Genomic DNA, 23,931 nt, shown 5'->3' on the forward strand with positions numbered 1-23,931 from the left:
ACACAGTTCCTGCTTTACTTTTCGCTGTAATCCACATTCGGCCGCTGCGGCGATTTGCGTGAAGTCGCGCGCATGTATTGCGGCGCCCACGAAGTAACATCGTGCAGGGCATCGGCCGCATGCAGCGGCCAGTAAGGGTCGCGCAGCAGTTCGCGCGCCATCAGCACCAGGTCGGCCTGCTCGGTGCGCAGGATATGTTCGGCCTGGCCAGGATCGGTAATCATGCCGACCGTGCCGCTGGCGATGCCGGCTTCGTGCTTGACCCGCGCCGCAAACTTGGTCTGGTAGCCCGGGCCGACCGGAATGCTGGCGCTGGCGATGTTGCCGCCGCTGGAGACGTCCACGAGGTCGACCTCAGCCTCGCGCAACAGGCGGCTCAAAGCCACGGTTTCATCGGCGTTCCAGCCGCCTTCGATCCAGTCGGTGGCTGACAGCCGCACCAGCAGCGGCAAATCCTGCGGCCAGACCTGGCGCACCGCGGCCACTACTTCCAGCACCAGCCGCACGCGGTTTTCAAACGCGCCGCCATACTGGTCGGTACGTTGATTGCTGATCGGCGACAGGAACTGATGCAGCAGATAGCCGTGCGCGGCGTGGATTTCCACCAGCTTGAAACCGGCCTTGCGGGCGCGCACCGCCGCATCGGCAAAGGCCTGGATCACGTCCCTGATGCCTTCGATGCTTAGCGTGCTCGGCGTGGTGTAGCTAGGGTCGAAGGCAAGCGCCGACGGCGCGTCGGTGCGCCAGCCGCCTTGTTCCGGCTCCACCCGGCCTTGCTGTTCTTCCCACGGACGCCAGACGCTGGCTTTACGTCCAGCGTGCGCCAGTTGGATGCCGGCCACCACGCCCTGTTGTTCGATAAAGCGGGTGATGCGGCTCAGCGGCGCGATATGCTCGTCTTTCCAGATCCCCAGGTCCTGAGGCGAGATGCGGCCTTGCGGCAGCACCGCGCTGGCTTCGAAGATGATCAGGCCGGCGCCGCCGACTGCGCGGCTGCCCAGGTGCACCAGGTGCCAATCGTTGGCGAAGCCGTCTTCGGCCGAGTACTGGCACATGGGCGCCACCGCAATGCGGTTGGCCAGCGTTACGCCGCGCAGCTTCAATGGTGAAAACAAGATGCTCATATCTTTTCCTGTCGGTTGGTCATAGTAAATTCCGCACGGCCTGCTGTCGCCCGCCTCAGGCCTCGCTCACGATATTGAACTGCAGCGCTGCCAGGCTTGCGTACAAGCCGTTGTGCGCCACCAGTTCGGCATGGCTGCCGGTTTCGACCACGTGGCCGTGTTCCAGCACGATGATGCGATCGGCCCGCTGCACGGTCGCCAGGCGGTGCGCGATCACCAACGTGGTGCGGCCGACCATCGCTGCTTCCAGCGCACCTTGCACGGCGCGTTCGGATTCGGCGTCGAGCGCGCTGGTGGCTTCGTCCAGCAGCAGCAGCGGCGGATTCTTCAGCAGGGCGCGGGCAATCGCGATGCGCTGGCGCTGGCCGCCGGACAGGCGTACGCCGCGCTCGCCGAGGAAGGATTGATAGCCTTCCGGCAGGCGTTCGATGAATTCGTGGGCGGCCGCCATCTTGGCAGCGGCGATCACTTCGGCATCGCTGGCGCCGACGCGACCGTAGCGGATGTTGTCCATCGCGTTGGCGGAGAAGATGATGGTGTCCTGCGGCACGATGCCGATGGCGTTGCGCAAGGTATGCAGGTCGAGATATTTGATGTCGACGCCATCGAGCTTGATGCTGCCTTGCTGCGGATCGTAGAAGCGCAGCAGCAGCTGGAACAGGGTGGTCTTGCCGGCGCCGGAAGGGCCGACCACGGCCACCGTTTCACCCGGGCGGATATCCAGCGACAAGCCGTGCAGGGCTGCGCTCTCAGGCCGCGAGGGATAGCGGAAGCCGATGTTTTCCAGCGTCAGCGCTGCGCCCTGCGCGGTGCGCGGCGGCAGCGAATCGGGCAGCAGCACCGATTGCACCGGCGATTGCGCCGCCAGCAGTTCCAGCAGGCGTTCGGTGGCGCCGGCGGCGCGCTGGGCGTCGCCCATTACTTCCGCCAGGGCGCCGATGGAACCGGCCAGCAGGGCCGCATACAGGATGAACTGGCCCAGTTCGCCGCCTGTCATGCGGCCCTGGACCACGGCGTGCGCGCCCAGCCACAGCACGAACACGATGGCGCCGAACACCAGCAGGATCGCCATCATGGTCAGCAGCGAACGCGCGCGTATCCGTTCCATTGCAGTGCTGAAGGCATTCTCGATCGAGATGTCGAAGCGCTGCGCTTCGATGGTTTCATGGGTGAAGGCTTGCACGGTCGGCATGGCGTTGAGGATTTCGCCGGCCATGGCCGAGGCATCGGCGACGCGGTCCTGCGAATCGCGCGACAGCTTGCGCACGCGCCGGCCGTACCAGACGATGGGCAGCACCACCAGCGCCAGCATGACCAGGATGATCGCGCTCAGCTTGACGCTGGTAATGAACAGCATGACCATGCCGCCGGCAAACAGCAAGGCATTGCGCAGCGCCATCGAGATGCTGGTGCCGACCAGCGCCTGGATCAGGGTGGTGTCGGTGGTGATGCGCGACAGCACCTCGCCGGTCTTGGTGGTTTCAAAGAACTGCGGGCTCTGCGTCACCACATGCGAATACACCGCGCTGCGCAGGTCGGCCGTGACTCTCTCGCCAAGCCAGGACACCATGTAGAAGCGCGCAGCCGTCGCCACGCCCAGCACGCAGGCGACGCCGAACAGCGCCAGGAAGTACAGGTCGATGTGGTTAGCGCCCTGGATGCCGCCGGTGCTGAAGCCGAGGTCGATCATCTGCCGGAACGCATACGGAATCGCCAAGGTAGCGCCGGCCGCCACCAGCAGCGCGATGCTGGCCATGGCAAACTGGCGTTTATAGGGAGCCAGGAAAGGGAATAAGCCGACGAGTGTGCCCAGACTGCGTTTTTGAGGTTCTTTGGAAGTGATGGTTGTCATGTTGGATTCTGTGTGGGCGCCGTTGGACCTGGCCCTGCGGTTTGCTCTGCATTAAGCTGCAATGGCAGGGCGCGTCGTGGATTCATATTGCCATCCGTTAAGAGAGCGAACGCGCTATGCCATCTATTCAAAGGGAACTTCAACCAATTGCGGATTATCGATATACTTACTGCATTGCCTGGCAGTTTGCTAGTGTAGTGGATGTTGCGCGATAGCGCAGGATCTCGCTGCGAAGGACGTGATTTTTTGTAGCTGAACAAGCAACTAAATGTGTCGTTCCACTGATATCCACTGATAGCTACCTCAGGAGAATCCTTTGGCTCAACTGCAGCAACCGGCGCATCCGGAAAACTGCGTAGCGCAAGACGAGGTTCAAGATCAGCTGGTAGCCGGCCTGCTGGCGCCCCATGCCCACGTCTCTCCCAAATATCTATACGATGTGCTCGGCTCGCGCCTGTTTGCCGCGATCTGCGAACTGCCAGAATACTATCCGACCCGTACCGAAGCGGCGATCTTCGAACAGCACGCCGGCGCGATCGCGGCAGCGCTCGGCGCCGATGCGACGCTGATCGACCTCGGCGCCGGCAATTGCAGCAAGGCGGCGCGCCTGTTTCCCAGCTTGCGGCCGAAGCAGTATATAGCGATCGATATCTCGGAAAAATTCCTGCGGGAAGCGGTGGCCGCATTGCAGCAGCAGTTCCCGAAAATTAAGATGACTTGCCTGGGCATGGATTTTTCCTCCGAGCTGGAGCTGCCGGCTACGCTGGGAGCGCAGCGCCGCCAGTTTTTCTATCCAGGTTCGTCGATTGGCAATTTTGCGCCGCTGGAGTCCCTTAAGTTCTTGCACGATATCCGCAAGGCCATCAACGGCAGCGACGGCGGCCTGCTGATCGGCGTCGACCTGGTCAAGGACAAGCCGATCCTGGATGCGGCCTACGACGATGCGCTGGGCGTCACCGCGGCCTTCAACCTGAACCTGCTGAATCATGTGAATCGTTTGCTGGCGGCGGATTTCCAGCCGCAGCAATGGCGCCATCGGGCCTTTTACAATGAGGGCCTGCATCGCATAGAAATGCATCTGGAAGCGCGTCGGGATCTCACCGTCCACTGGCAGGACGGCGGCATGCGGCGCTTCTCCCAAGGCGAAAGCATCCATACCGAGAGCAGCTACAAATACACCGAGCAGGGATTTATCGACCTGCTGCAGCAAGCCGGTTTCGGCAAGGTCCAGACCTGGAGCGATGAGCGCAACTGGTTCATGGTGTGCCACGCCCGCATCGCTTGAGCGTCACAAGAAAACGAACTACTGAACGGGACTACCATGGATACGGCGACAAGACAGAGGCTGGCTCCCGCGCCTGCCGGCCAGGCGATGCATCACTTGGCCGAAGCCTTCGCACGCGTGCGCGCACGGAGCTGCCAGCTGGTGCAGCCCCTGTCGGCGGAAGATTGCTGCGTGCAATCGATGCCGGACGCCAGCCCCGCCAAATGGCATCTGGCGCACACCACCTGGTTTTTCGAGACCTTCATCCTGGAACGGTTCGAAGCCTGTTTCCAGCCGTTCCATCCGGCCTTCCGGGTGCTCTTCAATTCCTATTACGAAGGCGTCGGCGAACAGCATCCGCGCGCCCAGCGCGGCCTGATGACGCGGCCGGCGCTGGCGGAAGTGCTGGCCTACCGGCAGAACGTCGATCAGCGCCTGCAGGCGCTGCTGGCGCAAGTACAGGCGCCGGACATTGCCGGCGAACTGGCGATGCTGGTCGAACTGGGTTTGCAGCACGAGCAGCAGCATCAGGAACTGCTGCTCACCGATATCAAGCATTTGCTGTCGATGAATCCCTTGCTGCCGCCCTACCTTGGGTCTGATGCCATGGCCGATGCGGGACAAGGGCAGGCCGGCGCGCGTGCGATGCAGTGGCAGCCGTTTGCAGCCGGCATCGTGGAAGTCGGGCACGACGGGCCGGGATTTTTCTTCGATAATGAAACGCCGCGGCACCGCCAGTTTGTCGAGCCGTTCTGCATGGCTTCGCGGCTGGTCAGCAATGGCGAGTACCTGGCGTTCGTTGAGGATGGCGGCTACAGCAATCCCTTGCTGTGGCTGGCTGCCGGCTGGGAATGGGTGGTGCAGCAGAAAATCACGCGGCCGCTGTACTGGCAACAGGCGCAGGCGCAATTCGATTCAGCCTGGCGCGAATTCACCCTGCACGGCTTGCAGCCGCTGGCCATGCACGAGGCGGTCACCCATCTGTCCTTTTTCGAAGCGGAAGCCTATGCGCGCTGGGCCGGCGCCCGTTTGCCGACCGAAGCGGAATGGGAGACCGCCGCCGCGGCGCAAGGCGAGGATTATTTCGGCGTCGCCTGGCAGTGGACCACCAGCAGCTATGCGCCATATCCCGGCTACGTCGCCTTGCCCGGCGCCGTCGGCGAGTACAACGGCAAGTTCATGGTCAACCAGTACGTGTTGCGCGGTTCTTCGGCGGCGACGCCGCATGGCCATGCGCGCCTGAGCTACCGCAACTTCTTTCCAGCCACCGCGCGCTGGCAATTGAGCGGCATCCGGCTGGCGCGTTCCTGAATTTTTTTTGGCGCGTCATTTCGGGCAGCGGTCGATAGGGAATTGCATCTTGCTGAGATGTTCGATCAGGAAATCGACGAACACCCGCACCGCCGGCAGCAAGCCTCTCTGGGTCGGATACACCACTTGCACATGTCCGGCCGGCGTGGTCCAGCCGGGCAGCACATGGATCAGCCGGCCTTGCGCCAGCTCTTCGCTGCAATACTCGGTAGGGAGCATGGTCAGGCCGAGGTGCCGCAGCGCCGCCCGCTTGCGCAAGGGAAAATCCTCTACCGCCAGGCGCGCTTCCGTCACCAGCTCGTAACGTTCATCGCCCGGGCCGTCGAGCAGCTGGTGGATGCGGCGATCACGTTCAACCGCGCCGAGGAAGGGCAGTTTTGCCAGTTCGCGCGGGTGGCTAAGCGCACCATATCTGGCCAGCAGCTCCGGCGTCGCCACCAGCACGCCGGAGGCGGAACGCAAACGCCGCGTAGCAAGGTTGGGATCTTCATCATCGGTAGCGCGCACCCGCACTGCGACATCCACCCCTTCCTCCAGCAGGTTGATGCGGCGGTTGGTGAACATCAGGTCGATATTCACCTTCGGGTAGCGCTCCAGGAAAGCCGGCAGCGCAAACGCCACTTCTGTCTGCGCAATCGCCACCACGCAGCTGACCCGCACCGTGCCGCTCGGTTCCGCCAGCGAACTGGTGACGGCCAGTTCGGCCGCGTCGGCGGCGGCAATCACCACCTGGCAGTGCTGATAGTAGCGGTTGCCGAGATCGGTGAGGGCGATGCCGCGGGTGTTGCGCTGTAGCAGGCGTGCGCCCAGACGGGTTTCCAGCTCGGAAATCCGGCGCGACAAGCGCGATTTCGGGATGCCCAGGCTGCGGCCGGCGGCCGTGAAACCGCCTTCCTGCACCACGTTGGCAAAGAAATAGAGGTCATTCAAGTCTTGCATGATTGTCATCCACTGTTCTGTATATAGAACAATATATCTTATTTTTGATGACTAGTTCTATTGTTGATGCAAAGGTAGGATGTCCCCAATGGTTCAACAACCAGCCAATCAAACTCTCTGGCATCGAGAAATGTGTTCTCCGGATTGCTATGGATTTTGATCCACTCATCATTTGATAGAACGGAATACATCATGAAACTCTTGCAAATCGACTCCAGCATTCTCGGCGACGCTTCGGCTTCGCGCCAACTCACACGCGAAGTAGTGGCCACCCTGATGGCCGCCGACAGCGATATCGACCTGAGCTATCGCGACCTGAGCAAAGATGTGACCGCCCATCTGTCCGGCGCCACCTTTGCCGCCAAGGGTACGCCTGCTGAAAAGCGCAACCTGGCGCAAAAACTGGAAGTGGAACTGAACGAAGCCATCCTCAATGAATTCCTGGCAGCGGACGTGATCGTGGTTGGCGCGCCGATGTACAACTTCAGCGTGCCGACCCAGCTCAAGGCATGGATCGACCAGATCAGCGTCGCCGGCGTTACTTTCCGCTATACCGAAAAAGGCCCGGAAGGCCTGGCCAAAGGCAAGCGCGTGGTGATCGTGTCGACTTCCGGCGGCAAGCATGCAGGCGGCCCTACTGGCGTGGCGCATGAAGACTACTTGAAGCTGGTGTTCGGCTTCCTCGGGATTACCGATATCGACGTGGTCCGCGCCGACGGCCTGGCCTACAGTCCTGAAGCGAAAGAAGCCGGCTTTGCGACAGCCCGCGCGCGCATCAATGATCTGACCAGCGCAGTGGCGATGGCCTGATCGACAGGGGTGAAATAAAAAAACCGCTATCCGTAGCGGTTTTTTTACGTCGACTGCTTTTATTCCGCGTAAAAGAAGTAATAGCGCGGCGGGTCGTCACTGGTAACTGACGCCCGGCCGCGCTGATGAAAGCATGTAGTACGGTAATACCCAGCCTGCACGATGCCAGCCTGCCGCGTGATCGCCGCGGCAAGCGGATAAAAACGGCTCTTTACGCCGCAGCGGCGCTGCTGCCGATCTCCTGGTTGGCGGCCTGGCCGGCGATTTCAATCTGTCGGTTGACCGCACTCAGGATCGCCTTGAACGAGGCGGTCAGGGTATTGGCGTCGATGCCGACGCCGAAGCCGGTAGGGGCGTCGTTCAGGCGCAGCTCGATATAGCTGGCGGCCTGGGCGTCGGCGCCGGCGCTGATCGCATGCTCATGGAAATCCATCAGCTTGATGTCCAGTCCCAATGCATTGACGAAAGCATCGATCGGACCATTGCCGTGGCCGCTGCTGGTGTGCGCCTGGCCGTCGCGGACGATGTCGATTTCAATCCTGACCGGCTGCGCCTGGCTTGAATCCTCGCTCATGCGGTGGCCGCGATACACATACGGCGTTTGCTTGTCCAGGTATTCCTGCTTGAAGATGCTGTAGATGTCGCTGGCGGCGATTTCCTTGCCGCTCGCGTCCGCGGCTTTCTGGATCGCGCGGCTGAATTCGATCTGCAGGCGGCGCGGCATCGCCAGGCCGTATTCCTGTTCCAGCAGGTAAGCCATGCCGCCCTTGCCGGACTGGCTGTTGACGCGGATCACGGCATCGTAGCTGCGGCCGAGATCGGCCGGGTCGATCGGCAAGTAGGGAATTTCCCAGATGGCGTCGGCCTTCTGTGCGGCGAAACCTTTTTTGATCGCATCCTGGTGCGAGCCGGAGAAGGCGGTAAACACCAGGTCGCCGACATACGGGTGGCGCGGATGGACCGGAATCTGGTTGCAATCCTCGACGCATTGGCGCACTTCGTCGATGTCGGAGAAGTCCAGGCCGGGATTGACCCCCTGGGTGTACAAGTTCAAGGCCAGGGTTACCAGGTCGACATTGCCGGTGCGCTCGCCGTTGCCGAACAGGCAGCCTTCGACGCGGTCGGCGCCGGCCATCACGGCCAGTTCGGCGGCGGCGACGCCGGTGCCGCGGTCATTGTGCGGATGGACGCTGATGATGGCAGCGTCGCGGCGCGCCAGGTTGCGGTGCATCCATTCGATCTGGTCGGCGAACACGTTCGGCGTGCTGCACTCGACCGTGGTCGGCAGGTTGAGGATGACTTTGCGGGCCGGCGTGGCTTGCCAGGCGTCGACCACGGCATCGCAGACTTCCTTGGAAAAATCCAGTTCCGCCATGCTGAAGGTTTCCGGCGAATATTCATAGCGCCACTGGGTTTCCGGACGGGCGTCGGTCAGTTCCTTGATCAGGCGCGTGCCGGAGACGGCGATTTCCTTGACTTCATCGCGGCTCTTGTCGAATACGATACGGCGCCAGGCCGGGGCGATAGGGTTGTACAGGTGGACGATGGCTTGTTTCGCATCTTTGAGCGAGTCGACCGTGCGGCGGATCAAGTCTTCGCGCGACTGGGTCAAGACGATGATGGTGACGTCGTCGGGAATATGCTTTTCCTCGATCAGCTTGCGGACAAAATCGAAGTCGGTCTGTGAACCGGATGGAAAACCGACTTCGATTTCCTTGAGGCCGATTTTCACCAGCAGCTTGAAGAAACGCAGCTTGCGCTCGGCGTCCATCGGCTCGATCAACGCCTGGTTGCCGTCGCGCAGATCGGTGCTCATCCAGATTGGCGGCGCGCTGATGACTTGATTGGGCCATGTGCGATCGCTCAGCGGGATGGGCGGAAATGGGCGGTATTTGACAGCGGGGTTTTGCAACATCATGGGAAGCCTCTCTGGGAGCTGGTTAAGTGTGCTGGATACGTTTGCTAGATACGTGTGCCGACGAAACAGGGAAACGGACAGGTCGGTGGCGGCGCGGTTGCCTGGCTGCCACTCGAAAAAATCAACGCGAGGCCAGGCAACCGATCGGTAGCTTTAGCAGGGATAGCGATAGTGCGCAGATGCATGCCGCAGCGGTGGCGGCAAATGTGCTGGCGATGCTGGAGAGCGAAGGGTGGCGCTGAGTGCGGTACATGGAATCGGGCTCTTTAAAATTGAAACGCCTGGTCGGAATTTCAGTTTTACTACTGTGATTTCTTGGTTTGGCGGTGCTGCTGCCAGGATGCCCCCCGTCAGAACGGGGTCGAGATCATAGTGCGCGTAGTAGCGATAGCGCTAGTAGCGGCACTAGCAGCATTGCCGGCAGTAAGCCAGGATGCTGTAGTAGGGAGCGGGATTGGATGCGTGGGGAAGACATGGGCTTAATGTATGAGATAAAGTCGGGGCTTGTCAAGCGTGACTTGGCATCCGGCCAAAAATAGCCGGGAATCAGCACTGTTCGCGACGCCGTTCCCGCAAATATTGCATTTTGGCGGATGAGACATGACACGATGCTCGTGCCGCAAGGCATTCAGCGGGTGCCGAACAGGCCAATCAGGCCGATGACGATCAGGTACAGCGCGATGATGTAGTTCAGCAGCCGCGGGATTGCCAGGATCAGCACGCCGGCGATCAGCGAAACGACAGGGGTCAAGTGCAGGGCGGTAATCATATGCATTCCTTTTTCGAGCCGCGCAGCGGCATCTGACTCGATGATACGTCGCCGGCCGCCTTTCCAATGTAGGAGAAGGCCGCCATCGGCTGTAGGAAGGCATGGAAGACGGCAAAAAAACGGCTTGGCTGACCACCGTGGCAGGAGGAGAAACCGCCACGGTGTTGGCTAATGCCGATAAGGACACACACACCGTCAATTGCACGCATTGAAACTTGGCGGTCGGCGTCAGCAACGGGCAGGTCGTCGGCGCTAACCATTTCAGAGCGGGCAGGAGACGGATTTACTCCCTTCCCGGGGAATACATTAGCGCTGCGGTGGTCGCCGCCGCGCTTGGTTCAGGCAGAGCCTCAGGCTCTTTGATCATTTACAGCGCCCTGGTGCCTGAAATCAGGCGGGTGATAAAGGCCGAGCGCTCGTTTTTCTGTTTAGGCAACGCTCGTTCAATCATTGCGGTCCATTGCTCCGACAGCTGCTGGCAAGTGGCGCGCAGCACCGGCGCCAGTTCCGGCCAGTCGGACAGGGTGCGCAGGTGCCGTTCAATGGTGCGCGCCGACTGCACGCAGGCGCCGGTCGCCAGGTTATGCATATTGTATTGCGATATCAAGTGCAAGACCGCTGATATCAGGAGCTCTGGCGGGGTACGATAGTTGTCGGCCGGGCCGTCTGCTGCATCGCGCGTACTAGTCATCAAATACTCCTTGGTCGCTTGACTTTAAATAGTAATGATTCTCATTTAAATTATTATCCAAGGCAGGCTCGAATGCAAGCACTTTGCGATTTTTTTCATGAGGGATGAAGTGCGGTGCCGCGGCCGAGGCAAGGACGCCTAGGCAGCGGGACAGGACATCAGCCATGCCACGCCGTCCCGGCCGACCTCTTTGAAGCCAGCCGCTTCGTACAGTTTTTTCGCCGGGTTGCCGTCCAATACGCTTAAGGTCGTCGGCAACTGCTCGCGGCGGGCCTGGGCTAGCACTTTGTCGACCAGGATGCGGCCCAGTCCTTGCCCCTGGAACTCGGGTGCAATCTGGATCTGGGCAATATGCCACTGACCGGGCTCGCGATACGCTTTCAGCAGCCCGACCGGCTTGCCCGCAATGGAGACGATCTGAGCGTGCTCAAACCGGAACAGGATGCGCGCCAGCTGTGCGGCGTCGTCGCGCGCTGCATTCACGCGCGCCAGGTGCTCGCTCATGGTGGCATGGCGCAAGGCTGTCAGGAACGGCAGGTCGGCGCTGGTTGCCGGCCTGAATTCGAGCTGTATTTCCGCTGCCATGCTTTTCCTTTTCTATTTGTTCACCAGATGTTTCGGCACCGACAGCGTCAGCACCGCGCCCAGCAGCAGCGACGCTGCCAGCACGTACATGCCGCTGTTGGTGCTGTGGGTCTGGTCTTTCAGCCAGCCAACCAGGTAGGGACTGACGAAGCCGGCCAGGTTGCCGAGCGAGTTGATCAGGGCAATCCCGGCCGCGGCTGCGACGCCGCCGAGAAACGCGGTCGGCAAGCTCCAGAACAGCGGCAGCACCGTAATGATGCCGACCGTGGCCAGCGTCAGCGCCGACATCGCCAGCAGGGTATTGTGGTCATACACGGTGCTGAAAATCAGGCCGATGCAGCCCAGCGCCGCCGGAATTGCCACATGCCAGCGCCGCTCGCGCCGCTTGTCGGCGCTGTGGCCGATCAGGATCATGGCGATCGCCGCCGTGGCGTAGGGAATCGCGGTCAGCAAGCCGATGTCGAAGGTATCGGTGACGCCGGTGGTCTTGATGATGGTCGGCAGCCAGAAGCTGACGCCGTACAAACCCATGACGAAGCAGAAATAGATCAGCGCCATCAGCCAGACGCGCGGATTGGCGAACATCCGGCCTAGCGACACTTCTTGCTTGTGGCTGGTTTCAGCCTGGATCTGCGACTCCAGCAACTGCTTTTCCTGCTCGCTCAGCCAGGCGGCGCCGCGGATCCGGTCCTGCAGGTAAAAGATCACCACGACGCCCAGCAGCAGGGATGGAATCGCCTCCAGGATGAACATCCATTGCCAGCCCGCCAGCCCATGCACGCCAGGCAAGGCCTTCATGATCCAGCCCGACAGCGGGCCGCCGATGACGCCGGAGACCGGCACTCCGGTCATGAACAGCGCCGTCATCTTGCCGCGCCGGTGCGCCGGGTACCAGTAGGTCAGGTAGAGGATGACGCCGGGGAAGAAGCCGGCTTCGGCCACGCCCAGCAGGAAACGCATGGCGTAGAAGCTGGTCGGGCTGTCGACGAAGATCATGGCGCCGGAGATGATGCCCCAGGTGATCATGATGCGGGCGATCCAGAGCCGGGCGCCGACCCGGTGCAGCATCATGTTGCTGGGGATTTCAAAGATGAAGTAGCCGAGGAAGAAAATCCCGGCGCCAAGGCCGTAGACGGTTTCGCTGAACTTGAGGTCGTTGAGCATCTGCAGCTTGGCGAAGCCGACGTTGACGCGATCGAGATAGGAGGCGACGTAACAGAGGAACAGCATCGGCAGCAGGCGCCAGGTGACCTTGGCGTAGGTGGCGGCTTCGAAGGCGCTGCCGGCGGCAGCGTTGGCTGGGCTTGAAGGTTCGGACATGTCTCTCTGCCTTATAGTTATAAGAAGCGACGTTGGAATTTCAGCTTGGCGATGATTTTGTGAGATGCATTGTAGCCGGAGCCCAGTGTCGTGTCATGGCTATGCGGCGATTTCAGGGCGGCGAGGGCGAACTCGTTTACACTATTCGTGGCTGTTCAGCCTATCAACATACTTCACCGGGGTCCGCGTTTTATGGAGTTGCGTCAACTGCGCTATTTTGTCGCCATCGTCGATCACGGATCGCTGTCGCGCGCCGCCCGCGTCCTGCACATCGCCCAGCCGGCGCTGACCCAGCAGATCAAGCAGCTGGAAGACGAGCTGTCGGCGCAGCTCTTGCATCGCTCGGCGCAGGGCGTGATCGCCACCGACGCCGGCAAGATTTTCTATGAGCATGCGCAAGCCATCCTCAAGCAGGTGATCGACGCCAGGTCGGCTGTTGCGCAGTCGACCGACAAGCCGACTGGCACGGTTGCGCTGGGCATACCGCAAAGCGTTTCCGGCATCCTGGCCCTGCCTTTGCTGACGGCGATGCGCGCCCGCTATCCGGATATTTCGCTGCAGCTGACGGAAGAGCTGACCGGCAACCTGATCGAGCAGCTGAAGACCGGCCGCATCAACCTGGCGGTGCTGTTCGACGACGGCCAGCTGGGTTCGTTTGCCGTCACGCCGCTGGCGGAAGAGGAAATGATGTTCATCACGCGCAGCGGTTCGCAATATGCGACGGCGCGCCGCTCGGTGACTTTTGCCCGCGCGGCCAAGGCCAAGCTGATCCTGCCGGGCATGCAGCACGGCGTGCGCCCGCGCATAGAAAGCGTCGCCCGGGCGGCGGGGATAGCGCTGGAAAACGTGATCGAGATCAGTTCGGTGACGATCATGAAATCAGCCATCCTGGCCGATATCGGCGCCACCATCCTGCCGGTGGCGCCCTTGCTGCCGGAGATCAAGCGCGGCGAGATGACCGCCTATTCGATCAGCGGCGAAAAAATGTCGCGCACGCTGGCGCTGTGCGCTTCCAGGAATATTCCGCTGACCACCGCGGCGGCGGCAGTCGAGCGGCTGGTGCTGGATGTGACCGACGAATTGTGCCGCAGCGGCGCATGGCTGCATGCACGGATCCTGGCGCGGCCTGAAGCGTAGGGTTTGGCCGGCAGGAAACTGGCTATCGTTTTTCCTTATACCCATATCCAGAATCGGTATTTCCTGTCCGCGGCCGTGCTCCCTTAGACTTCAGTCACAGCAGAGTCAAACGCGTGCTGCGAGGGCCGCCACCATGGCCGCATCGTCTGTCAGCCGGATGCTTTACCGAGTATCCATAAGGCAGATTTTTCCCGGACCATCCTTCCGAGAATGCTTTGAAAACCGCATGCGCCGTACTGTTTGCTGGCATCCCGGGAATCTGTGCTGCGGCTCCGCCCTGATCAAGCGGAGCGAGCCGGTAGCCGATTAGTGCTGGCTGGTCTCGGACTGGGCAAGGCGATCATGCTCGGCAAATACCTCCTTGGCCGCAAACATGCCGTTCAATGCCGCCGGAAAGCCGGCATACAAGGCCATCTGCATGATGGTTTCAGTGATTTCCAGGCGCGACAGGCCGACATTCAGGGCCGCCGCCAGATGCACCTTCAGCTGCGGCTGCGCCGTCCCCATCGCGGTCAGCGCCGCTACCGTCGCCAGCTCGCGCTGTTGCAGGGTCAGTCCGGGACGCGAGTAAATTTCGCCGAAACCGAATTCGATGACATAGCGTCCCAGGTCTGGTGAGATATCGGCCAGGCTGTCGATGACCTTTTCGCCGGCGATGTCGTCCACTTCCTTCAAGCGTTGCAGACCTTTTTCGTATGTGCTTTGTTGCATGTGATGCTCCCAATGATTATGTGTCGACGAGGGCTTTCAGCTGTTCTTCCTGGCTGGCGTAGATGGCGATTTTTCCGCGCAACATGGCCAGGGTGTCTTGCAGCACCAAAAGATCGGCTTCCAGCGTTGCGGCATGCTGTTCCAGCAATGCCTTGCGTTCTGACACACTTCCAAGGCGCTCCCCCAGCCTGCGCAGCTTCGCATAACGCAGCATCTGCTGTATCGACATGCCGGTAGCGCGCAGCCTGAGCAGGAATTCAATCCAGCGCAGGTCTTCCTGGCGGTACCGGCGATGCCGGCTGCTTTGCCTCGGGACAGGGTCTATCAAGCCTATCTTTTCGTAATAGCGCAAAGTATGGACGCTGAGTCCGGTTGCTGCTGCTGTCTGTTGGATCGTGATGGAAGTGGCCATGGGATAAAGTGTAGAAGTTAGAGTGTACTCTAGGTCAAGCACTATTATCACAGCAGTTTGCCGGCTGCGGCAGTCTGCCGATCAACGCAAATGCATGCCGACCGATTAAAATTGACACCGGGTTATCAAGGCTTGCAATAACAATAATGTTCCGCCGCCTGGTCCTGGCCAGGTGCGAGTGTGGAAGCGGTAAAGGATTCAATGCATATTCTTTTGGTAGAAGACGATTCGGTGCTGGCGGACGGCATCCTGCGCATCTTCAAGGGCCACGGCATGGTGGTCGACGTGGTGCAGAACGGTAACGACGCCGATGCGCTGCTGCAGCGCACGGAAATCTCCGTGGTGGTGCTCGATATCGGCTTGCCCGGGATCGACGGTTTTGAGGTGATCCGGCGCCTGCGGGCGCGCGGCAGCCATGTGCCGGTGCTGTTGCTGACGGCGCGCGATTCGGTGCAGGACCGGGTCTACGGACTGGAACTGGGCGCCGACGACTATCTGGTCAAGCCGTTCGCGACCCAGGAGCTGGTGGCGCGGGTGCGCGCGCTCTTGCGCCGCAGCGCGCCGCAGCCGCTGGAGATGCATCTGGGCGGGCTGTCGCTGAATACTTCGTCGCGCCGGGCCAAGATCAACGGCAAGACGATCGACCTGTCGGTGCGCGAGTGGGCGGTGCTGGAGTACCTGCTGCAGCAGGCTTCGCGGGTGGTGTCGCGGCAGCAGATCATCGATGCCATCCTGCCGTGGGGCGCGGAACTGACCTTGAACGCCGTCGAAGTATACATCTCGCGCATCCGTTTGAAGATTGCCGATGCGGGGATTGAAATCCGCACCATACGCGGCTTTGGCTACATGCTGGAAAAAACCGATCCATGAAGATGCCCAGCATCCGCGTCAGCCTGCTCAAGTGGCTGGTCGTGCCGCTGCTGACCGTGAATATCATCGGCGCCGGCGTGACTTACTGGCTGGCCTGGGTCCCGGCCCAGATTGCGTTCGACCAGAGCCTGGCGGACGCCGGCTGGGCCATGATTCCGCGCCTGCATGAGAATGGCGCGCAAGTCGAGATCGATTTGTCGAAGCAGGCCGAGCAGGTGCTGCGGGTCGATCACTTCGACGCCATCTTCCTGGTGGTGCGCGACCAGCAGGGCAAGCTGCTGGCGGGGGATGCCGATTTTCCGCTGCTGCCGGAACGCGAAGAGCTGAACGAGCCGACTCCTTACGACGGTTTCATGCGCGGCGAACCGGTGCGCATCGTGGCCTTGAAAACCATGATAGGCAAGCAGCCGGTGCATATCGGCGTCGCCGAAACCCTGCGCAAGCGCACCCATATCCGTTCCGTGATATTCCTGGCGCTGCTGCTGCTGGAAGGGGTATTGGCGCTGGTGCTGATTGCCGTGATATGGCTAGCGATCAGCCAGGGTTTGCTGCCGCTGAAGAAAATGAAGGCGGAGCTCAATGCGCGCAGCCGGGACGATCTGTCGGCGCTGGATGAGAAGCCGGTGCCGTCCGAGCTCAGTCCGCTGGTCAAGGCCATCAACGGCTTGCTGGAGCGGGTGCAGATGGACGCCAAGGCACAGCAGAATTTCCTGGCAAACGTGGCGCATCAGTTGCGTACGCCGCTGGCCGGCTTCAGGACGCAGCTGGAATGGCTGCTGCACAAATATGCGGATGAACCCGAGAGCGCCCATTCGATCGTGCTGATGACCTCATCCACCGAACGCATGATCCGCCAGACCAACCAGCTGCTGACGCTGGCGCGCGCCGAGCCGGCCAAGTTTGAAAAGGAGCGGCTGCGGGTGGTGGAAATGAACAAGCTGGTCGAGGGCTCGGTCCAGCATTTTGTCGAGGAAGCGCACAAGAAGAATATCGATCTCGGCTTCAACCTGCAGCCGACGCGGGTGATGGGCGACCATTTCCTGCTGCGCGACCTGATCGATAACCTGATTGACAACGCCATCCGCTACTCGCCGCGCAATGGCACGGTGACCGTCAGCACCCTGCAAGGCAAGGATGGCGGGATTTTTTCGGTGGAAGATTCCGGTCCGGGCATCGCCCCTTCGGAACAGGAGTCGATTTTCAAGCGTTCGCACCGGCTGGACGACAGCGTCGCCGGCAACGGCCTCGGCCTGGCCATCGTGCGCGATATCGCCAAGGATCATGGCGCCAGGATCACGGTGGAGCCCGGCGTCACCGGCGGCACGATCTTTTCGGTGCATTTCCCCTTCCCAATTTTGGGCACGCCTTCAAAACTGCCCGCTTAAGGCTCACTTAAACGCTTTGGCGGCGCAGCAAATTCCTCCGTAAACCCTTGCCGGTCCGGGCTGGCGGCATGAACTGCCGTTTATTGTATAAACAATAATTTCAATCCGAGCGTTGCCGGCCGGGGACAATAATATGCACTAATTGGTTCCCAATTGGTACAACTTTTACGCTTGTTACTTTTTAGAGCGTTGAGTTGTTGTATGCCGATTACGCCAGCCCACTTCAGTTTCCAAAACCGATTTCTTTACGGTAATTTAAATGTCGAGCGATCGCTCATCCGCATGGTGCACTGCAGCTGGTGAATCGGGCGGACAGGCATGGTCTCAGTGTTGAAAGTTTTGTGGCACGTATGTTGCTTTGCTTGTGTTTGTACGGAAATATTTTGTCGTAATACGCAATCTGTAGCGCGAGAAAAGACCTTCGTAAGAAATGACATTGCTGCAAAAGAAACCTGCTTCTTGGTTGTTAGAGCACGGTTTCCGCTGCATCGCCCACAAGGCGATTAACAAATCTGTTTGATTTTTACAAAACTTAAAATTTCTACTCTGAAACTTACCCATAGGGAGTTTGTAATGATAAAAGAAAGAAAGTTGCCTCACGCGCTGCGACTGATGTTTTCAGGCAGCGTAGCGGTGGTAGGGCTGGGATTGCTGGCGCATTCCGTGCAGGCACAGGAGACAAAGACGGACGATTCACCGCAGCAGATGCAAAGGGTTGAGATCACCGGTTCATCCATCAAACGTATCACCAAGGAAGGCGCGCTGCCAGTGCAGACGCTGACCCAGGACGATATTGCGAAGAGCGGCGCTAACAGCGTTGCCGACCTGATCCAGGCATTGCCTGCGATGCAAGGGTTCATTCCCGCATCGAGTTCAGTCAACGGCGGCGGCGCCGGCGTAGAAACAGCGTCGATTCACGGCATCGGTTCCGGCTATACCCTGGTGCTGCTGAACGGACGGCGCATCGCCAAATCGGCGATTGCCAACAACGATTATGCGGTCAACCTGGCAAGCATTCCACTGGCCGCGGTTGAGCGGGTTGAAATTCTCACGGACGGCGCCTCCGCGCTGTATGGATCGGATGCGATTGCCGGCGTCGTCAACTTCATCCTCAAGAAAAACTCGACCGAAGCCACTATCACCGCCACCTACAATGCGCCGACCAAAGCGGGCGGCAAGAGCTTTAACGTAGGGCTGTCAAAAGGCTTTGGCGATCTGGATAAAGACGGCTACAACGTGCTGCTGGCATACAGCCATGACGAACAGAAAAACCTGGTTGCCGGCCAGCGCGGCTTTGCCGACACAGGCGTGGTGCCGTTCACTGTCGACGGGCAACGATATGCGCTTTACCAGTTGAGCAGCAACACGGCTCCTGCCGGCGTGACCTTGCGCAACAACGACGGTTCCACAGTGCAGTTTTCGCCAGACCTGCTAAAGAACGGCAAGTGCGGTCCAAATACTTTTCAGTCAGGGCAGTATTGCAAGTTCGACTATGCCTCCACCGTGGAGCTGATCCCGGAGTCGACCCGCGACAGCTTCGTCGTGTCCGGCAACTGGAAGCTCAACAGCGACACTACGCTGTTCGGCGAAGCCGTTGCATCGCGCTACCAGATCAAGCCGCAATATGCGCCGCCGGCGCAACCGCTGGCCCTGTCGCTGAGCAGTCCGCTGTACGCCAAGTACGTGACGCCTTACCTGAGCCAGCTGGGCGTAGATCCTGCCAATGTCGCCAGCGCGGTGATGGGCTTGCGCTTGTTTGACACAGGCGGCCGTCGCGACAATTACCAGACCGACGCCATCCACGTAGCCTTCGGCATCGACGGCAACCTCTTGGGCTGGGACTACAACGCGTCCTACACCCATTCGCAGAATCATTTCTACGACAAGGCCCTGGGCGGCTATGCCAGCAACAATGCGTTTTCAAACATTGTCGCTTCAGGCGCTTTCGATCCCTTCCAGCCAGCAGGATCGTCAGTAGCCATATTGGCGCCGGCCGTGCTGCATCAAACGCTCGACCAGTCCATCTCGAAGCTCGATATCCTTAACATGCACGTGTCCCACGACCTGTTCAAGGCTCCAGGCGGCATGTCCCAGATCGGCATCGGCGTGGAAGCGACCAAGGAACAGCACTCCGATAGCCCGAGTGCGATCCTGCAAAGCACCAACGCGCTGCAGCCGAACTACACCGACGCCATTCTTGGCGGCGGCTCCGGTTCGCTGCCGTTCTCGGCAAGCCGGATGAACTACGGTACGTTCGCTGAAATGCTGGTGCCTGTGACCAAGACCTTTGATCTGACAGGTGCATTGCGCTACGACAGCTACGACGCGGCAAAAAATGACTCTAACTTCGACCTGGCGGGCAATCCTATCGGCTCGGCGACGCAAGGCAACTCCGCCAGCAAAGCCACGTATAAGATTTCTGCGCGCTGGCAACCGGTCGAATCATTCCTGCTGCGCGGTTCTTACGGCACCGGCTTCAAGGCCCCGACATTGGCGCAGATCACTTCGCCGGTAACCTTTGTCGGAAATACCGCGCAACAGCACCCGTGCCCGGTCTCGGCGCCTGATCCACGGGCAGCCGGATGCCAGGGTACGACCCAGTACGATTTGCTGCAAGGCGGTAACCAGCTCAGCGGTTCAAGCGGCCTGAAGCCGGAAACATCGAAACAAAGCACTATCGGCTTCCGTCTTGAGCCGATCCGCAATGTCTCGATCGGCTTCGATCTGTGGACGGTGCGCATCAAGGACCAGATCAGCGTCTTGCAGGAAAACCTGGCCTTCGGCAATCCGGTACTGTATTCCAACCTGTTCAAGCTGTTCAACGATCCGATCCAGGGTTCGCAAACCATCGCCTTCCTGCAGACACCGGTCAACCTGGCCAGCGCCAAGTATCAGGGCATCGACTGGGATCATAGTTTCCGGACCAAAACGCCGATCGGCGACATGAGCCTGCAATGGACCGGCACCTACATGCTGAAAGCCGAGCAGGACTTCCCAGGCAGCGGCACCCAAAGCAGCCTGGGCAAGTATGGCGCGGACCAGAACGTGGTGTTCCGCGTCATTTCCCGCCTGGCCGGTTCCTGGAAGCAGTCGGATATGTGGACCCACACGCTGGCGGCCAACTATCGTTCCGGTTACCACGATCAAACCTATACCGCCGACGACGCCACTGTGCGTATCGTCAATCCTGACGGTTCCTACGGTGCGTTCGTGGCCATGCCTAACCATAACGTGGCGTCGTACACCACGTTTGACTGGCAGACCAAGCTGACGGTGAAAAAGGGCCTGGAATTCACGGCCGGCATCAAGAATCTGTTTGCCCGCACTCCGCCACTTTCGCTGGTCACTGCCGGCGGCGGCAACCAGGTTGGTTACGATGCACGTTACACCGATCCGCTGGGACGTCAGTTCTACCTCACAGGTACTTACAAGTTCTAACCATAGGCGGCCGCCGGCTTTCTTTTTAAGCTGGCGTTGCTGAACTGGCCGGACGCGAAGTTTGCGTCCGGCTTTTTTATGCCTGCTGCAAAAGCCGCCCGAATTCAGGCCTTGGATTTTCGGCAGCAAAATGTTTCAGTAAAGAACTGATAAGATAGGCCGATCGTCTGATGTGAAACTGGCAGCGTGACGGCTGCCGCCTTTCTGACAGGAAGATCTGCCCATGAACTTAGCTAGCCGTCCAGCGGTGCTGGACTTGATTGGCAATACCCCGTTGATAGAAGTCACGCGGCTCGATACCGGCTGCTGCCAGCTGTTCCTGAAGCTGGAATCGCAAAATCCCGGCGGCTCCATCAAAGACCGCATCGGGCTCTCGATGATCGATGCGGCCGAGAAGGACGGCCGCCTGCAACCCGGCGGCACCGTCATCGAAGCGACCGCCGGCAACACCGGCCTGGGCCTGGCGCTGGTGGCCTGCGCCAAAGGCTATCGCGTGATCCTGGTGGTGCCGGACAAGATGTCGGTGGAGAAAATCCAGCATCTGAAAGCGCTGGGTGCGCAAGTCCATATCACCCGTTCCGATGTCGGCAAAGGCCATCCCGAGTATTACCAGGACGTCGCCGCGCGCCTGGCGCGCGAGACGCCGGGTGCTTTCTTTGCCGACCAGTTCAACAATCCGCACAACCCGCTGGCACACGAGCAAAGCACCGGCCCCGAGATCTGGCGGCAATGCGGACAGCGGCTGGATGCGGTTGTCTGCGGCGTCGGTTCCGCCGGTACGCTGACCGGCCTGACGCGCTTCTTCCGCGGCGTGCAGCCGCAACTGGAGTTCGTGCTGGCCGATCCGCAAGGTTCGATCCTGGCAGAATACGTGAATACCGGCGAGATAACATCGACGCCGGGCTCCTGGGCGGTCGAAGGCATCGGCGAAGACTTCATCCCGTCGATTGCCGACCTGTCGGCCGTGAAACATACCTATACCATCAGCGACGAAGAAAGCTTCCGCAGCGCGCGCGAGCTGGTGCGGGCCGAAGGCATCCTTGGCGGTTCGTCCACCGGCACCTTGCTGGCGGCGGCCTTGCGCTATTGCCGCGAGCAGACGGTGCCCAAGCGCGTGGTCACCATCGTCTGCGATACCGGCACCCGCTACCTGTCGAAGGTGTACAACGACAACTGGATGCGCGACCAAGGCTTGCTCAAGCGCGAAATACTGGGCGACCTGCGCGACATCATCGGCCGCCGCTACACCGACGGCGGCGTCGTCAGCGTCGCCGCCGACGATACCCTGATGACCGCCTTCAACCGCATGCGCAGCGCCGACGTCTCGCAGCTGCCGGTGCTGGCGCAGCAGGGCAGGCAGGTGGTCGGGATCATCGATGAATCCGACCTGCTGCTCAAGGTGGCGGCCGATCCTGCCCATTTCAGCGACCCGGTCAGCAGCACCATGACCAGCGCCATAGAAACGCTGGCGCCCGACGCCGGCTTGCCGGCCTTGCGCAGCACGCTGGCGCGCGGCCTGGTCGCCATCATTGCCGACGACCAGCAATTCCATGGCCTGATCACCCGTTTCGATCTACTCAATCATCTTCGAAGGAGTCTGTTATGAACAACGATAAAGAGGGCGGCCACACCGCCGGCATGCATTTCGCCACGCGCGTGATTCACGCCGGCCAGGCGCCCGATCCGTCTACCGGCGCCATCATGCCGCCGATCTACGCCACCTCCACCTTCGTGCAGCAAAGCCCGGGCGTGAACAAGGGCCTGGATTACGGCCGTTCCCACAATCCGACGCGCTGGGCGCTGGAGCGCTGCGTCGCCGACCTGGAACAGGGCGCGCAAGGCTTCGCCTTCGCTTCCGGCATGGCCGCCGCCGCCAATGTGCTGGAGCTGCTGGACGCCGGCGCCCATGTGATCGCCGGCGACGATCTGTACGGCGGCACCTACCGCCTGTTCGACAAGGTGCGGCGGCGCAGCGCCGGCCTCTCGTTCAGCTATGTCAACCTGGTCGATCCGCAAAACCTGCTGGACGCCATCCGGCCGGAAACCAAGATGGTATGGGTGGAAACGCCGACCAATCCGATGCTGAAGCTGGCTGACCTGGAAGCGATCGCCAAGATCTGCCGCGAACGCGGCATCATCGCCGTCGCCGACAATACCTTCGCCAGCCCGATGGTGCAGCAGCCGCTGACCCTGGGCTTCGATGTCGTGCTGCATTCCACTACCAAATACCTGAACGGCCACTCCGATATCATCGGCGGCATCGCCGTGGTCGGCCGCGAAGCGCGCCAGGCGGAATGGCTGGAACGGCTGGGGTTCCTGCAGAACGCAGTGGGCGCCATCGCCGGCCCGTTCGACAGTTTCCTGGCGCTGCGCGGCATCAAGACGCTGGCGCTGCGGGTCGAGCGCCATTGCCAGAACGGACTGGAGCTGGCCGGCTGGCTGGAAAGCCTGCCCGAGGTGGCGCGTGTCCATTATCCGGGCTTGCGCTCGCATCCCCAGCATGAGCTGGCGAAGCGCCAGATGCAAGGCTACGGCGGCATCATCTCGGTCGACCTGAAAACCGACCTGGCCGGTGCCCGGCGCTTCCTGGAGCGTTGCGAAATTTTCGCCCTGGCGGAAAGCCTGGGCGGCGTCGAAAGCCTGATCGAGCATCCTGCCATCATGACGCATGCGACGATTCCGGCGGCCCATCGGGCGACGCTGGGAATTACCGATTCGCTGGTCCGGCTGTCGGTCGGAGTCGAGAATGTTGCCGACCTGAAGAAGGATTTGCAAAACGCCTTTAGCGCGATGCAAGCATGAGCGAGACCTTGCAAGACTGGGAGGCGCGGGTAGCAGCGTTGTGGCGGCAGCTCGATGCCATCACGCCGGAACAACTGGTGGCGCAAGCCGACGCGCTGGCTGCCGAGCGGCCGGCGGACGACGCTCTGGGGCTGTTCGAGCGCGCTTGCGCGCGCGACACCGCCGGCCTGGAAGCGGAGGCGGAGCCGTTGTACCGGGCAGCGCTGGCCAGCGGACGGCTGGATCCATACCGCCAGGCGCGGGCATCGATACAGCTTGCCAGCACTTTGCGTTTGCTCGGGCGGCTGGAGGAAAGCGAAAGCCTGGTCAGCGTCCAGCTGCGGCGCTATGACGAGCCAGCCTACGGCAAGGCCTTGTACGACGAAACCCGCGCCACGCTGGCGCTCACCTACCTGGTGCAGGGCAGGGCGGTGGAAGCGGCCTGCCTGGCGCTTACCACGCTGGCGCCGCATTTGTCGCGCTATAACCGTTCGGTGGCGGGCAACGCCGCGGAAATTCTCAAGAACGCCGCGCTGGCGTCGAGCTGGTCTTGATGGACGGCTGAAGTTGCTTCGCCTCCGTAGCAAGCAAAAGCCCGGTCCGCCTGCGCAAGC

General features: G+C 60.9%; 20 protein-coding genes. 10 read left to right on the forward strand and 10 right to left on the reverse strand.

Annotation, left to right across the window (positions count from 1 at the left end; genetic code table 11):
- Positions 1-14: 14 nt before the first annotated feature.
- Both KHU30_RS17365 and KHU30_RS17370 read right to left on the reverse strand, forming a co-directional pair.
- Complete coding sequence (locus tag KHU30_RS17365) at positions 15-1,124, reverse strand: NADH:flavin oxidoreductase/NADH oxidase (protein WP_211443871.1); 1,110 nt, start codon at positions 1,122-1,124, stop codon at positions 15-17.
- Between the two features lie 55 nt (positions 1,125-1,179).
- Positions 1,180-2,976 (reverse strand): ABC transporter transmembrane domain-containing protein, encoded by a 1,797-nt coding sequence (locus KHU30_RS17370; protein ID WP_211443872.1) that lies wholly within the window; start codon positions 2,974-2,976, stop codon positions 1,180-1,182.
- 316 nt (positions 2,977-3,292) lie between these two features.
- On the opposite strand from KHU30_RS17370, the gene egtD reads away from it, so the two are divergent.
- Complete coding sequence (gene egtD / locus KHU30_RS17375; RefSeq protein ID WP_211443873.1) at positions 3,293-4,261, forward strand: L-histidine N(alpha)-methyltransferase; 969 nt, start codon at positions 3,293-3,295, stop codon at positions 4,259-4,261.
- An 87-nt stretch (positions 4,262-4,348) separates the two neighbouring features.
- Entirely contained in the window at positions 4,349-5,551 is a 1,203-nt protein-coding gene (gene egtB, locus KHU30_RS17380) for an ergothioneine biosynthesis protein EgtB (protein ID WP_211443874.1), read from the forward strand.
- Between the two features lie 15 nt (positions 5,552-5,566).
- Here the strand turns inward: egtB and KHU30_RS17385 are convergent, their stop codons facing one another.
- A complete protein-coding gene (locus KHU30_RS17385) occupies positions 5,567-6,490 on the reverse strand; it encodes a LysR substrate-binding domain-containing protein (RefSeq protein WP_230411078.1) in 924 nt (307 codons plus the stop codon).
- Positions 6,491-6,682: 192 nt separating this feature from the next.
- Here KHU30_RS17385 and KHU30_RS17390 point away from each other — a divergent pair, with 192 nt between their 5' ends.
- On the forward strand, positions 6,683-7,300 hold the full coding sequence (locus KHU30_RS17390; protein WP_211443876.1) for an FMN-dependent NADH-azoreductase: 618 nt from the start codon (positions 6,683-6,685) through the stop codon (positions 7,298-7,300).
- Between the two features lie 211 nt (positions 7,301-7,511).
- On the opposite strand, the gene leuA is transcribed toward KHU30_RS17390, so the two are convergent.
- The 5 genes from leuA to KHU30_RS17415 all read right to left on the reverse strand — a co-directional run bounded on the left by leuA (position 7,512) and on the right by KHU30_RS17415 (position 12,583).
- A complete protein-coding gene (gene leuA / locus KHU30_RS17395) occupies positions 7,512-9,218 on the reverse strand; it encodes a 2-isopropylmalate synthase (protein ID WP_211443877.1) in 1,707 nt (568 codons plus the stop codon).
- Between the two features lie 628 nt (positions 9,219-9,846).
- The gene (locus KHU30_RS17400) at positions 9,847-9,987 is read right to left on the reverse strand and encodes a DUF3096 domain-containing protein (protein WP_407928097.1); all 141 of its coding nucleotides are present in this window, start codon (positions 9,985-9,987) and stop codon (positions 9,847-9,849) included.
- 367 nt (positions 9,988-10,354) lie between these two features.
- Positions 10,355-10,678: a hypothetical protein gene (locus tag KHU30_RS17405; protein ID WP_211443879.1), complete on the reverse strand. Its 324-nt coding sequence runs from the start codon at positions 10,676-10,678 to the stop codon at positions 10,355-10,357.
- A gap of 138 nt (positions 10,679-10,816) precedes the next feature.
- Positions 10,817-11,263, reverse strand: coding sequence for a GNAT family N-acetyltransferase (locus tag KHU30_RS17410; protein ID WP_230411079.1), 447 nt, complete (start codon positions 11,261-11,263; stop codon positions 10,817-10,819).
- 12 nt (positions 11,264-11,275) lie between these two features.
- Positions 11,276-12,583, reverse strand: a complete 1,308-nt coding sequence (locus KHU30_RS17415) for an MFS transporter (RefSeq protein WP_211443880.1) — start codon at positions 12,581-12,583, stop codon at positions 11,276-11,278.
- A gap of 192 nt (positions 12,584-12,775) precedes the next feature.
- On the opposite strand from KHU30_RS17415, the gene KHU30_RS17420 reads away from it, so the two are divergent.
- Entirely contained in the window at positions 12,776-13,720 is a 945-nt protein-coding gene (locus KHU30_RS17420) for a LysR substrate-binding domain-containing protein (RefSeq protein WP_211443881.1), read from the forward strand.
- Between the two features lie 306 nt (positions 13,721-14,026).
- Here the strand turns inward: KHU30_RS17420 and KHU30_RS17425 are convergent, their stop codons facing one another.
- On the reverse strand, positions 14,027-14,431 hold the full coding sequence (locus tag KHU30_RS17425; RefSeq protein ID WP_211443882.1) for a carboxymuconolactone decarboxylase family protein: 405 nt from the start codon (positions 14,429-14,431) through the stop codon (positions 14,027-14,029).
- A gap of 16 nt (positions 14,432-14,447) precedes the next feature.
- Entirely contained in the window at positions 14,448-14,843 is a 396-nt protein-coding gene (locus KHU30_RS17430; RefSeq protein WP_211443883.1) for a MerR family transcriptional regulator, read from the reverse strand.
- 201 nt (positions 14,844-15,044) lie between these two features.
- Between KHU30_RS17430 and KHU30_RS17435 the strand changes: the two genes are divergently transcribed.
- The 6 genes from KHU30_RS17435 (at position 15,045) to KHU30_RS17460 (ending at position 23,871) form a co-directional block, all read left to right on the forward strand.
- The gene (locus KHU30_RS17435) at positions 15,045-15,713 is read left to right on the forward strand and encodes a response regulator transcription factor (protein ID WP_211443884.1); all 669 of its coding nucleotides are present in this window, start codon (positions 15,045-15,047) and stop codon (positions 15,711-15,713) included.
- Entirely contained in the window at positions 15,710-17,098 is a 1,389-nt protein-coding gene (locus KHU30_RS17440; RefSeq protein ID WP_329956691.1) for a sensor histidine kinase, read from the forward strand. Before KHU30_RS17435 ends, KHU30_RS17440 begins: the two co-directional genes overlap by 4 nt.
- A gap of 573 nt (positions 17,099-17,671) precedes the next feature.
- Complete coding sequence (locus KHU30_RS17445) at positions 17,672-20,536, forward strand: TonB-dependent receptor domain-containing protein (RefSeq protein ID WP_211443885.1); 2,865 nt, start codon at positions 17,672-17,674, stop codon at positions 20,534-20,536.
- A 223-nt stretch (positions 20,537-20,759) separates the two neighbouring features.
- Complete coding sequence (locus tag KHU30_RS17450) at positions 20,760-22,142, forward strand: pyridoxal-phosphate dependent enzyme (protein WP_211443886.1); 1,383 nt, start codon at positions 20,760-20,762, stop codon at positions 22,140-22,142.
- Entirely contained in the window at positions 22,139-23,338 is a 1,200-nt protein-coding gene (locus KHU30_RS17455) for a trans-sulfuration enzyme family protein (RefSeq protein ID WP_211443887.1), read from the forward strand. Before KHU30_RS17450 ends, KHU30_RS17455 begins: the two co-directional genes overlap by 4 nt.
- The gene (locus KHU30_RS17460) at positions 23,335-23,871 is read left to right on the forward strand and encodes a tetratricopeptide repeat protein (protein ID WP_211443888.1); all 537 of its coding nucleotides are present in this window, start codon (positions 23,335-23,337) and stop codon (positions 23,869-23,871) included. The genes KHU30_RS17455 and KHU30_RS17460 overlap by 4 nt, the downstream gene beginning before the upstream one ends.
- Positions 23,872-23,931 lie beyond the last annotated feature (60 nt).

It is taken from the genome of Collimonas humicola (assembly GCF_018304945.1).
Taxonomy (GTDB): Bacteria; Pseudomonadota; Gammaproteobacteria; order Burkholderiales; family Burkholderiaceae_D; genus Collimonas; species Collimonas humicola.